Source organism: Kribbella sp. CA-253562, assembly GCF_050942265.1.
Taxonomy (GTDB): domain Bacteria; phylum Actinomycetota; class Actinomycetes; order Propionibacteriales; family Kribbellaceae; genus Kribbella.
Window position 1 is genome coordinate 6,531,693 of sequence record NZ_CP192049.1, and the last position, 11,816, is coordinate 6,543,508.

8 protein-coding genes are annotated in these 11,816 nt (G+C 68.1%); 5 read left to right on the top strand and 3 right to left on the bottom strand.

Annotated elements, in window-relative coordinates; genetic code table 11:
- Nucleotides 1–182: 182 nt before the first annotated feature.
- Nucleotides 183–2,084, bottom strand: a complete 1,902-nt coding sequence (locus tag ACQPXM_RS30750) for a ricin-type beta-trefoil lectin domain protein (RefSeq protein WP_432940045.1) — start codon at nucleotides 2,082–2,084, stop codon at nucleotides 183–185.
- Nucleotides 2,085–2,368: 284 nt separating this feature from the next.
- Between ACQPXM_RS30750 and ACQPXM_RS30755 the strand changes: the two genes are divergently transcribed.
- Nucleotides 2,369–3,661, top strand: coding sequence for a ricin-type beta-trefoil lectin domain protein (locus ACQPXM_RS30755; protein ID WP_432940047.1), 1,293 nt, complete (start codon nucleotides 2,369–2,371; stop codon nucleotides 3,659–3,661).
- Between the two features lie 56 nt (nucleotides 3,662–3,717).
- Here ACQPXM_RS30755 and ACQPXM_RS30760 read toward each other — a convergent pair whose 3' ends face one another.
- Nucleotides 3,718–5,061: a GH1 family beta-glucosidase gene (locus ACQPXM_RS30760; protein ID WP_432940049.1), complete on the bottom strand. Its 1,344-nt coding sequence runs from the start codon at nucleotides 5,059–5,061 to the stop codon at nucleotides 3,718–3,720.
- Nucleotides 5,062–5,313: 252 nt separating this feature from the next.
- A complete protein-coding gene (locus ACQPXM_RS30765) occupies nucleotides 5,314–6,495 on the bottom strand; it encodes an ROK family transcriptional regulator (RefSeq protein WP_432940052.1) in 1,182 nt (393 codons plus the stop codon).
- Nucleotides 6,496–6,825: 330 nt separating this feature from the next.
- On the opposite strand from ACQPXM_RS30765, the gene ACQPXM_RS30770 reads away from it, so the two are divergent.
- The 4 genes from ACQPXM_RS30770 (at nucleotide 6,826) to ACQPXM_RS30785 (ending at nucleotide 11,816) form a co-directional block, all read left to right on the top strand.
- Nucleotides 6,826–7,836: a LacI family DNA-binding transcriptional regulator gene (locus ACQPXM_RS30770; protein WP_432940055.1), complete on the top strand. Its 1,011-nt coding sequence runs from the start codon at nucleotides 6,826–6,828 to the stop codon at nucleotides 7,834–7,836.
- A 183-nt stretch (nucleotides 7,837–8,019) separates the two neighbouring features.
- Nucleotides 8,020–9,696: an ABC transporter substrate-binding protein gene (locus tag ACQPXM_RS30775; RefSeq protein ID WP_432940058.1), complete on the top strand. Its 1,677-nt coding sequence runs from the start codon at nucleotides 8,020–8,022 to the stop codon at nucleotides 9,694–9,696.
- Nucleotides 9,697–9,774: 78 nt separating this feature from the next.
- Complete coding sequence (locus tag ACQPXM_RS30780; RefSeq protein WP_432940061.1) at nucleotides 9,775–10,839, top strand: ABC transporter ATP-binding protein; 1,065 nt, start codon at nucleotides 9,775–9,777, stop codon at nucleotides 10,837–10,839.
- Nucleotides 10,836–11,816, top strand: a complete 981-nt coding sequence (locus ACQPXM_RS30785) for an ABC transporter permease (protein ID WP_432940064.1) — start codon at nucleotides 10,836–10,838, stop codon at nucleotides 11,814–11,816. Before ACQPXM_RS30780 ends, ACQPXM_RS30785 begins: the two co-directional genes overlap by 4 nt.

An 11,816-nucleotide genomic window follows, 5' to 3' on the forward strand; every position in this document is an offset into this window, starting at 1 on the left:
GAGCGCGGGAGCGTGATTGCCGGGAGCGAAGTGCGGGGAGCGGGAACGGAAGCGGGAGCGCGAGCGCTGGGAGCGCGAGCGCGAAAGCCCGAGGCCGGGAGACAGCCGGAACGACCGCGGCCCGGGGACGCGGGCGCGGTTGCTCTGGCCGGGGCTCTGTGCGGCCCCGGGCGTTCAGGGGGTCAGGCGTTCCACTTCTGGTTGGCCGCCCCCGTGCAGGACCAGATCTGCAACGGCGTCGCATTGGCAGAGTTGTTGCCCGTGACGTCCAGGCACTTGTTGGCCTGCGGATTCACCAGGTCTTTGGCCGCTGTGTACGTCCATTGCTGGGCGGCGGATCCGTTGCACGTATAGAGCTGCACGCGTGTCCCGTCCGCAGTACCGGCGCCGGCGACGTCCAGGCACTTGCCGAGCGCACGGACCGTACCGTCACCCGGCCGGGTCCACTGCTGGGCGCTGCTTCCGTTGCAGTCGTACAGCTGCACCGTCGTGCCGTCGGCTGAGTTCGCCCCGGCGACATCGACGCACTTGCCGCCGAGCCCGGTGATCTGGCCGCCGGTCCCACCGCCGCCACCGCTCTGCGTCCCCGACCAAGTGAAGGTTGCCGAGGTCTTTGTCGGCAGCGTGTAGACGAAGGACTGCGAGCCCCAGTTCACCCGCACCGACTGCGAGCTGCCCGTGGTGTTGAACGCGATCAGCGCCTTCGAACCGTCGGGGTTCTTCCACGCCACGTTCTTGACCGAGCTGTTGGCGTTCGACTCGATCCGCGCGGCGCCCGGCTTCACGAACTTCGTCAGGTGGCCCATCGTGTAGTACTCAACCGTCTTGTCCACCTGCCCGGCCCGCGGTCCGCCACGCTGCACGGTCACCAGGCCCGTGCACACGTTGCACCCGGCACCTACGTACGGAAGCATGTTCTGGTCCAGCGCGAGGCTCCACTTCACCCAGGACTTGCTCCAGTTGCGGGTGTAGTCGATCAGGTTGTTCATGTCCTCGACCTGCTGGTTCGGGATCCAGGTGCCGCCGGAGTGCTCGGTCATGTAGTGGTTCACGGCCGGATACTGGTTGTGCACGGTGGTCTGCAGGTTCACGTCACCGCCGTACCCGTGCCAGGCGATGCCGCCGAACAGCGGGTCGTTGCGCAGTGCGGCATCGGCCAGCGGGACCGAGCCGAGGTCGTTGTAGTTGCCCCAGTTGTAGTCCAGGATCATCACCTTCGTGGTGATCCCGGCCGCCCGGAACGCCGGCAGCAGGTGGTTCTTGGTGAACTCCAGCAGGCCGGCGCCGTTCCAGTTCATCGACGCGTAGCCGGTGTCGTCGGTGCCGCAGCAGGTCGGCTCGTTCTGCACCGACACGTAGTCGATGTGGTTGCCGGCGGCCTCGTTCTGCTGGACGTACTTGACGAAGTACTGGGCATACATCGGGTAGTACTCCCACTTCAGCCAGCCGCGGTTGGTGAACTTGTTGTTGTCCTTCATCCAGGCCGGCGCGCTCCACGGCGCACCCTTGACCTTCAGCGCCGGGTTCAGCTGCTTGGCCTGCTTGGTCAGCGGTACGACGTCGGCCAGGTCGTGGTTGATGCTGAAGTCGTTCAGGTCGCAGCAGGTGTCGTCGTAGGAGTAGTTGAACCGGGCAAGGTCCGAGGCGCCCATCGGGTTGCGGGTGAAGGCCAGGCCGATTCCGTTCACCGGGTCGAACAGGTCCTTCATCACCTGGTTGCGGGTGGTGGCCGAGATCGTGTTGCTGCTGTTCAGCAGCCACGCGGCACTGTCGGTGAACGACGCGCCACCACCCTCGAAGGTCTGGTACGTCGTGTTCTCGTTGACCGTGATGGTCTGGTTGGCGGTGCCGCCGGCCGGGCCGAAGTTGACCGGCGTCTGCTGCTGCAGGCCGCGGGTCACGTTGCGGCCACCGGCGTCGCTCGTGGTGGTCAGCCAGACGTTGACCTGCTCACCGGCGGCGTGGGCGGGCTGCGGGTTACCGAGACTCAGACCGGTGGCGACCACCGACAGGGCCGCGAACCCCGCCAGGGCGGGAAGCAGGCGTCGTCGTCCGGGGCGGTCACGACGAAGGGTCCTGGGCATGGCGGAATCTCCCTTTTGCTCAAGGGCTTTCACAGGGTGGACGAACCCCGGGTCCGGCGTCTGCCCGCGCCGCAACTGGTGGTCATCACGAGGTAACCATCGGTGCGCAGTCGAGTCAATGCCGCGCCGCGACTTTTTTCACGACTTAGATTTATGCCTGGTCTTGACGTGAAAGCGTTCTCACGGCACGCTTCCCTCCCAAAGCGACTCCCTGTCTCGTTCACGTCCCGCCCCCGCCCCCAGCGGCCGGACGCCCCTCCGGCCGAGCGAGAAATGAGGCACGCATGAGGTTCCCGCGTTCCCGGTTTCGGGCCGCCGCCCTGCTCTCCGCAGGTGCCGCGCTGCTCGGCACCGCCCTGCTCCAGTCCCCGGCCACCGCGAGCATGCCGACCGAGGCCACCGCGCCGCAGGCCGCGTCCGCCGCCACTTCGGCGTACGCCGCGGCGGCGGTCGGGCCCGTGGTCTGGTCCGACGAGTTCAACGCCGCCGCCGGCACCCCGCCGGACCAGAACAAGTGGCGCTACGACATCGGCGGCTCCGGCTGGGGCAACAACGAGCGGCAGTACTACACCAACAGCACCCGCAACTCCGCCCACGACGGCAACGGCAACCTGGTGATCACCGCCCGGCGTGAGAGCGGCGGCTTCCAGTGCCACTACGGTCCCTGCGAGTACACGTCGGCACGGTTGCTCACCGCATCGACCTTCACCCGCACCTACGGCCGGTTCGAGGCGCGGATGAAGCTGCCCCGGACGCAGGGCCTGTGGCCGGCGTTCTGGATGCTCGGCACCGGCAACAACGGCTGGCCGGGCAACGGCGAGATCGACATCATGGAGAACATCGGCAAGGAGCCGAGCAACTCCTACGGCACCCTGCATGGCCCGGGCTACTTCGGCGGCGAGGCGATCAGCTCGCGCTACACGCTGCCGAACGGGCAGCAGTTCGCCGACGGCTTCCACACCTTCACCGTCGACTGGGAGCCGAACGTCGTCACCTGGTACGTCGACGGCATCCAGTTCGCCCGCAAGACCCCGGCCGATCTCGGCGGCGACCCGTGGGTCTTCGACCACCCGTTCTTCATGATCATGAACGTCGCGGTCGGCGGCTACTGGCCGGGCTACCCCGACGCCACCACGGTGATGCCGCAGACGATGACCGTCGACTGGGTCCGGGTCTCCAGCCTGACCAGCGGCGGCGGCACCGGCGGCCAGATCACCGGCCTGGCCGGCAAGTGCCTGGACGTCGCGGGCGCCAACGCGGCCGACGGCACGACCGTCCAGCTCTACGACTGCAACGGCACGGACGCGCAGAAGTGGACCCGCCCCGGCGACGGCACGATCCGTGCCCTCGGCAAGTGCCTGGACGTCGCGAACGCCGGCACCGCCGACGGCACCCGCGTCCAGATCGCCACCTGCAACGGCAACGCGGCACAGCAATGGACGTACTCCGGAGCCCGAGATCTGGTGAATCCCCGGGCCAACAAGTGCCTCGATGTCACCGGCAACAATTCCGCCAACGCCACCCCGACGCAGATCTGGACCTGCACCGGCGGCGCCAACCAGAAGTGGAACGTCTGACCACAAAGGCGTGACACCATGAAAGGCCGGGCCTCACCAGGCCCGGCCTTTTCGTGTCACCCCTGGCGGTGGCTCTGCACCAGCTCCGCGTAGCGCTTGCCGCTGGTTTTCATCACGCGAGTGCCGGTGGGGTAGTCCACGTAGGCGAGGCCGAAGCGGGGTGCGTAGCCGTACGCCCACTCGAAGTTGTCCATCAGGGACCAGGCGAAGTAGCCGGCGAGCGGGGCGCCTTGCTCGACTGCGCGGACGCAGGCCGCCAGATGCCCTTCCAAGTACGCCGTGCGCTCGGTGTCGTCGACGTTGAAGGAAGCGTCCGGCCTGTCGACCCAGGCCGAACCGTTCTCGGTGATGTAGATCTTCTCCGCGCCGTACTCCTTGGCCAGGCGGAGGATCAGCTCTTCGAGACCGGCCGGGTGGACCTCCCAGTCGAGCATGGTGTGCTCGGGGTTGGGGCCCGGGACTTGGCTGAAACCGAGCACCGGGACGGAGTCGTCGGCCTTGATGATCTGGCGGAAGTAGTAGTTCAGGCCGATGAAGTCGGTCGGCGCGGCGATCACCTCGAGGTCGCCGGGCTGCTCGGGCAGCTCCACGCCGTACGTCTCGACCATGTCGGCGGGGAAGCCGCGGCCGGAGACCGGGTCGAGCCACCAGCGGTTGATGTGCCCGTCGGCGATCCGCGACGCGCGGATGTCCTCGGCGCTCTGGCTGGCCGGCTCGCAGCCGCTCAGGTTGACCACCAGACCGACCGACGGCGGCTCCGGGCACGCCTCGCGCAGCGCCTGGACGCCGAGCCCGTGCGCGAGCAGCAGGTTGTACGACGCGCGGACGGCGATCGCCGGGTCGGTGATGCCGGGCGCCATTCGGCCTTCCCAGTGGCCGATCCAGGCCGAGCAGAGCGGCTCGTTCAGCGTCACCCAGTCGCGGACGCGGTCGCCGAGCTTCGCGCCGACCACCGCGGCGTACTCGGCGAACCGGTACGCGGTGTCGCGGTTGTCCCAGCCGCCGAGATCCTGCAGCGCCTGCGGCAGATCCCAGTGGTACAAGGTGACGAACGGCTTGATGCCTTCGGCAAGCAAATCGTCGACGACCCGGTCGTAGTAGTCGAGGCCGGCCGCGTTGACCGCGCCGGAGCCGACCGGGATCACCCGCGGCCAGGCGATCGAGAACCGGTACGCGTCGACGCCGAGCTGCTTGATCAGCGCGAGGTCGTCGGGCCAGCGGCGGTAGGAGTCGCAGGCCACGTCCCCCGTGTCACCGTTGTCGATCGCGCCGGGCACGCGGCAGAACGTGTCCCAGATCGACGGCAGCCGGCCGTCGGCGTCGACCGCGCCTTCGATCTGGTACGCCGAGGTGGCGGTACCCCAGACGAAGTCCTGCCGGAGCGGGGAGAGCTCGACCATCGGTGCCCCCAGAGGGTGGTGGAAGGTGGTTTTTTCAAAGCATAGTTGAAGTCCTGAACCCGAGATAGCGGTGTCTCGTGTTCAACCCGCCGCGCCCGCCGCGCCCGCCGCGCGGGCGCGGCGGGCGCGGCGGGCGGGAGGCGGGAGCGCGGGAACACGAGCGCGGAGCGCGGGGCGCGGCGCGCAGGAGCGCGGGGCGCGGCGCGCGGGGCGCGGCGCGCGGGGGCGGCGGGGCGGCGGGCGCGAAGCCGGCTAGACCGCGAGCCTGCGGGGCGTTCCGCCCTCGCGGAGGATGCGCAGCACCGGGAGCGTGGCGGCACCCAGGGCAACCGCGTCCCGGCCGAGTTCGCACAGTTCGATGGTCACCTGGGCGTACGGCCGGTGCAGCGCGTGCTTGCCGACGGCCTCGCGCAACTGCGGTAGATAGCGCTCACCAAGCAGCAATCCCGACCAACCACCAAGCACAATGCGCTCGGGGTTGAAGAGGTTCACCAGATTGGCGAAGCCCGCGCCCAAGTACCCGATCGTGTCCTCGACGACCTTGGCCGCGACCTCCGACGAATTCACCGCCGCGAGCAAACCGACGAACTCGGCTTCCTCGTCGTCGGAGCGAGCAGCAGGTCCACCCGCCAGGCGATACCGATCCAGCACACCCTCCGCGCCGACGTACGCCTCGAGGCATCCTTCGGCACCACACCTGCACTGCCGGCCGCCGTACACGATCGTGGTGTGGCCCCACTCCCCCGCGCTGCTGCGGGTTCCGCGGTAGCTCGTCCCGCCGGTGACCAGCGCGGCACCGACACCAGAGCCGACCAAGGCGACAACGGCATCCGTCGCACCCCGGCCGGCGCCGAACCACATCTCCGCCTGGCCAAGCGTGTTGGCGCCGTTGTCGACCTGGATCGGGATGTTCGTGCCGGCCGCGAGCATCGCGCCGAGTGGTACGCCGTCCCAGCCGAGCGTCTGCGCGTGAACCACCGCATCGGCCGGACCTTCGACCACGCCAGCGACGGCAACACCCAGTCCGAGCACCCGATCAGCCGGTACGCCGGCCTGCGCGATCACCGCGTCGAGTCCTTGCAGCACGTACTTGACGACCAGTTCGGGCGCCGGTTTCGGCGTCTCGATCGGGTAGACAACGGTGGCCAAGACCGACATCGCCAGGTCGAACAATTCGACCCGCACCCGGGTCTCGCCGACCTCGGCGCCGACGACGTAACCGAAGGCCGGCGCGACCCGCAGCAGCACCCGCGGCCGGCCTCCGTCGGACTCGACCGAGCCGGCCTCCTCGACGATGCCCTCTTCCAGCAGCTCGCCGACCAGGTTGCTCACGCTGGCCGCGCTCAGCGACGTCTCGCGGCCGAGTTCGTAGCGGCTCAGCGGGCCCTGGCGGTAGATGCTGGTCAGGATCACCGACCGGTTGGACCGCCGCATGTCGCGCACAGTCGTCCGGCGTCCGTCCATGGTGTTCTCGACCCGCCCTCTGCAACGCGCTGCCGGGCCGTCACCACGGCCCCTGACATCGATCTTCCCCGGAAGTCCATCATGCCGCAGCGCCGGGCCGGAAGGCCTGAGCAGAACCGCGCGGCGGACTTCTTACAAACCGTGAACTTAGCCCTGTTTCGTTATCGCGTCGTGATTGACGTGACCTGGCCCACTCCGCTTCACTCTACGGAACCGCTTCCGAAACCGGTTCCGAACACAACGTTCACGAAGCGGCAACATCCGCCCCGCACCACCCCGACCGCCCGAGGGGAGCTGTGAATGTCGATCACGATCGCCGATGTGGCGGCCCGTGCCGGAGTCAGCAAGACCACCGTCTCGCGGGTTCTGAACGGCAAGGGCGAACTGGACCTGCGCACCGCCGAGCGGGTCCGCCAGGTGATCGCCGAACTCGGGTACGTGCCGAGCGCCCGGGCTGTCGGCCTGGCCCGCGGCCGGACCCGGATCGTCGGCATGCTGGTCCCCTCGCTCACCTGGCCCTGGATGGGCGAGGTGCTGCAGGGTGCCGTCGACGTGGTCGAGACCGAGGGCTACGGCCTGCTGCTGTTCACCTGCAACCGCGGTGAGGAGTCGATGCAGCAGTTCGCCTCGCAGGTCTCGGCGCAGTCCTTCGACGGCCTGCTGGTGATCGAGCCGGAAGGCACGTTGTCCTACATCGAGCAGTTGCACGCGCGTGGCCTGCCCGTCGTCCTGATCGACGACCGGGCCAAGCAACCGATGTTCCCGTCCGTCGCCACCACCAACCGGGCCGGAGGTGAGGCCGCCGCACGGCATCTGCTGGAGCTCGGCCGCCGCCGTCCGCTGGTGATCACCGGCGTGGACTGGTTCGGCTGTACCCAGGAACGCCTGGACGGTTTCCGCGACACCTACGCGGCGGCCGGTCTCGAGCTGGACCCACGGCTCGTCTTCGAAGGCGACTTCACCCACGAGAGTGGACGCCGCGGCGTCCAGCAGGCGCTCGAGGCCGGCACCAAGTTCGACGCGATCTTCGCGCACAACGACCTGTCCGCCGGCGGCGCCATCCAGGCCGTCCGGGAGACCGGGCGCAACGTGCCGAACGACGTGTCGGTGGTCGGTTTCGACGACATCCCCTACGCCCAGCACACCGAACCACCGCTGACCACGGTGCACCAGCCGATGCGCCAGATGGGGCAGACCGCGGCCCGGATGCTGATGGACTACTTCGGCGGCAAACCGCTGCCGGACGTTCCCCAGGTGCTGCCCACGACGCTGATCGTGCGCAGTTCCACCGCCCCCGCCCGCCCCTCGTAACCGTCCGGTGGCGAGGTAGCTGCCCCTGCCTCGCCACCGGTCACCCAGCGCGCCGATACCGATCCGTTAAGGCGTCTGCTCTTTCCATGAGAGCGCTTTCACGGCACGATGCGTGCCCAACCGCACCACCCGACTGTCATCCGACCGTCATCCGCCAGCAGTGAGACGAACACAGGAGGAACGATGCGAGCACGACGCACAGTCGCGCTGGCCCTCACGGGCCTGCTCGCGGCAGCACTGGCTGCCTGCAGTAACGGGGACTCGACCAACACGAACGCGAGCACCGCCGGCACCTCCACGGTGCTCAACGTGGGTATGCCGAACGGCCCGCAGACGGAGAACCACAACCCGTTCCTCGGTTCGTCCTCGGGCGCCTCGCTCGGCTACCGGTGGATGATCTACGAGCCGCTGGTGATGGTGAACCCGCTGAAGCCGCAGGAGCCCGGCAAGCCGTGGCTGGCCACCGAGCACACCTGGTCCGACAACTTCAAGAAGCTGTCGTTCACCGTCCGCGACGGCGTCAAGTGGTCCGACGGCAAGCCGATGACCGCCGAGGACGTGGCCTACTCCTTCGAGCTGCGCAAGGGCAACGAGGGCCTGAACCAGGACGCGATCCCGTACGGCACGATCACCCAGTCCGGCAACAAGGTCGAGCTGACCTTCACCCGGTCGCAGTTCGTCAACCAGAACAAGATCCTCGGCGTCTTCGTGGTGCCCAAGCACCAGTGGTCCACGTTCAAGGACCCGAGCCAGGACACCGTCAAGGAGCCGATCGGCACCGGCCCGTACAAGCTGAAGTCCTTCACGCCGCAGACCACCACGCTGGAGGTCCGCAGCGAGTACTGGCAGGAGCTGCCGAAGGTCAAGGAACTGCGCTACACGTCGTACAACGACAACAACGCGCAGACCACCGCGCTGGCCAACGGCGCCTCGGAGTGGAGCTTCGTCTTCGTCCCGAACGTGAAGACGGTCTTCCAGGCCAAGGACGAGAAGAACCACAAGGTCTGGGCGCCCGGCACGCTGGGCATCCACGGCCTGTGGATCAACACCACCAAGAAGCCGTTCGACAACCCGGCGCTTCGTCGCGCGATGGACAAGGTGATCAACCGCGACGACATCTTCACCCAGGCCGAGGCCGGCTACTTCTACCCGAAGATCGAGTCCGTCACCGGGATCCCGACTCCGGCCGGTGAGTCGTTCATCGCCCCGGAGTTCAAGGACAAGAAGCACGTCGTGGACGTCGACGGCGCCAAGGCCGAGCTGACCGCGGCCGGCTTCAAGCTCGAGGGCGACACGCTGAAGGACCCGACCGGCAAGCCGGTCACGATCACGCTGACCGACCCGGCCGGCTGGTCCGACTACGTCACCAGCCTGGAGATCATCAAGGACAACCTGTCCCAGATCGGGATCAAGGCGACCGTCGACAAGGCCAACCAGGACGCCTGGTTCAAGGCCGTTGACGAAGGCAACTTCGACGCCACCATGCACTGGACCAACGGCGGCGCCACGCCGTACGACATCTACCAGAACATCATGGACGGCAAGATCCTCAAGCCGGTCGGCAAGGGTGGGGTCAGCGGCAACTACGGCCGCTACAACAACCCGGAGGCGACCAAGGCGCTGGACGCCTACGCCAACGCGGCCGACGACGCCGCCCGCACCGCGGCGCTGAACACGCTGCAGAAGATCATGGTCGAGCAGATGCCGATCATCCCGACCGGTGCCTCGAACATCGGCGCCCTGTACAGCACCAAGAACTGGGTGGGGTGGCCGGACGAGACCAACCCGTACGGACCCGCCCAGCCGACCCAGCAGAACGCGCTGGAGATCGTGCTGAAGCTGAAGCCCGCAGGGGCCTGACAACCCACCGCGGCCGGGAGCTCTCCACCTGGAGCTCCCGGTCGCGGTCCGGCGTGCCGATCCAGCGAGGAGTCAGTGATGACGGCGACCGAAACAGCACCGACCACCGACGACGTGGTCCTCGAGGCCGAGAACCTCACCAAACACTTCCCCGTACGCCGGGGCCTGCGCGACGTGTTCACCCGCGGCCGGTACGCCGTGCACGCGGTGGACGACGTCCGGCTGACACTGCGCCGCGGGCGGGTCACCGCCCTGGTCGGCGAGTCCGGCTCCGGCAAGTCCACCGTCGCCCGGTTGATGGCGCAGCTGTACAAGCGCACCGACGGCGACATCCGGCTGCACGGCGAGTCGATCACCGTGAACGGCGGCCGCGCGTTCCGCGCCTACTGCCGGCGTGTGCAGATGATCTTCCAGGACCCGTTCGCCTCGCTGAACCCGGTGCACACCGTGCGCTACCACCTGACCCGCGCGTTGAAGATCCACGGCCGCGCGGGCAACGGGAGCGCCGAACTCGAGCAGAACCTGAAGGACCTGCTGCTCCGGGTCCAGCTGACCCCGCCGGAGCGCTACCTGGACAAGTTCCCGCACGAACTGTCCGGCGGCCAGCGCCAGCGGGTGTCGATCGCCCGCGCGCTCGGCGCCAACCCCGAGGTGCTGCTGGCCGACGAACCGGTCTCGATGCTCGACGTGTCCATCCGGCTCGGCGTACTGAACCTGCTGCGGGACCTGAAGGAACGGCTCAACCTCGCCATCCTCTACATCACCCACGACATCGCCTCAGCCCGGTACTTCGCCGACGAGACCCTGGTGATGTACGCCGGCCGGATGGTGGAGGGCGGCGACTCCGAGACCGTCACCCAGCACCCGGCCCACCCCTACACCCGGCTGCTGATCGAGAGCGCTCCGGATCCCGACCGGCTGGATCGCGTCGGCGATGCCAAGGACGCGCCCGAGGACGAAGCCGGAGGTGAGCCGCCGAGCCTGATCTCGCCGCCGGCCGGTTGCCGGTTCCACCCGCGCTGCGTGCACGCGATGCCGAAGTGCTCCACCGACCTGCCGCCCCGCTTCGAGCTGCCGGTGGTCGACAGCGGCCAGGCGCACTGGGCCGCCTGCTGGCTCTACGAGGAAGGAGCGGCGAAGTGAAGTTCCTGCTGCAACGGATCGCCTTCTACCTGTTCACCGCCTGGGCGGCGATCACGATCAACTTCTTCATTCCCCGGATGATCCCCGGCGACCCGGTCAGTTCGCTGATCAACAAGTTCCAGGGCCAGATGAGCACCGAGGCGATCAACTCGCTGTACGTGCTGTTCGGCCTGGACAAGGACGCCAGCCTCTGGAGCCAGTACGTCGACTACTGGGGCCAGGTGTTCCAGGGCGACCTGGGCCTGTCGTTCACGTTCTTCCCGACGCCGGTCTCCGACATCCTCGGCCAGAGCCTGCCGTGGACGATCGCGCTGGTCGGCATCACGACGTTCGCCAGCTTCGTCATCGGCACCGGCCTCGGCGTCCTGGCGGGCTGGCGGCGTGGGTCCTGGCTGGACGGCCTGCTCCCGGTGACCACGTTCCTGTCGTCGATCCCGTACTTCTGGCTCGGCCTGATCGCGATCACGCTGCTGGCCGGCCCGGGCAGCTTCTTCCCGTCGTCCGGTGGGTACGAGCCGGGGCTGGTGCCGTCGTGGAACGGCGAGTTCATCGGCAGCGCGGTCCAGCACAGCTTGCTCCCGGCCATCACCATCCTGATCTCCTCGGTCAGCGGCTGGATCCTCAGCATGCGCAACATGATGGTCACCGTCGCGTCGGAGGACTACATCACGGTCGCGCACGCCAAGGGCCTGTCCGAGCGCCGGGTGATGCTCAGCTACGCCGCCCGCAACGCGCTGCTGCCGAACGTGTCCGGCTTCGCGCTGTCGCTCGGCTTCATCGTCGGCGGCACGCTGCTGGTGGAGATCGTCTTCTCCTACCCCGGCATCGGCTACAACCTGTTCCAGGCCGTCGGCGCGAAGGACTACCCGCTGATGCAGGGCGTCTTCCTGGTGATCACGATCTCGGTGCTGGTCGCCAACCTGATCGCCGACATCGCGTACCTGCTGCTCGACCCGCGTACCCGCAAGGAGGGCTGA

Excerpts from the sequence above, each read along its gene's own strand:
- ACQPXM_RS30775 (WP_432940058.1), top strand. The coding sequence starts at position 8,020 with ATGCGAGCACGACGCACAGTCGCGCTGGCCCTCACGGGCCTGCTCGCG.
- ACQPXM_RS30770 (WP_432940055.1), top strand. The coding sequence starts at position 6,826 with ATGTCGATCACGATCGCCGATGTGGCGGCCCGTGCCGGAGTCAGCAAG.
- ACQPXM_RS30765 (WP_432940052.1), bottom strand. The coding sequence starts at position 6,495 with ATGCGGCGGTCCAACCGGTCGGTGATCCTGACCAGCATCTACCGCCAG.
- ACQPXM_RS30760 (WP_432940049.1), bottom strand. The coding sequence starts at position 5,061 with ATGGTCGAGCTCTCCCCGCTCCGGCAGGACTTCGTCTGGGGTACCGCC.
- ACQPXM_RS30750 (WP_432940045.1), bottom strand. The coding sequence starts at position 2,084 with ATGCCCAGGACCCTTCGTCGTGACCGCCCCGGACGACGACGCCTGCTT.
- ACQPXM_RS30780 (WP_432940061.1), top strand. The coding sequence starts at position 9,775 with ATGACGGCGACCGAAACAGCACCGACCACCGACGACGTGGTCCTCGAG.
- ACQPXM_RS30755 (WP_432940047.1), top strand. The coding sequence starts at position 2,369 with ATGAGGTTCCCGCGTTCCCGGTTTCGGGCCGCCGCCCTGCTCTCCGCA.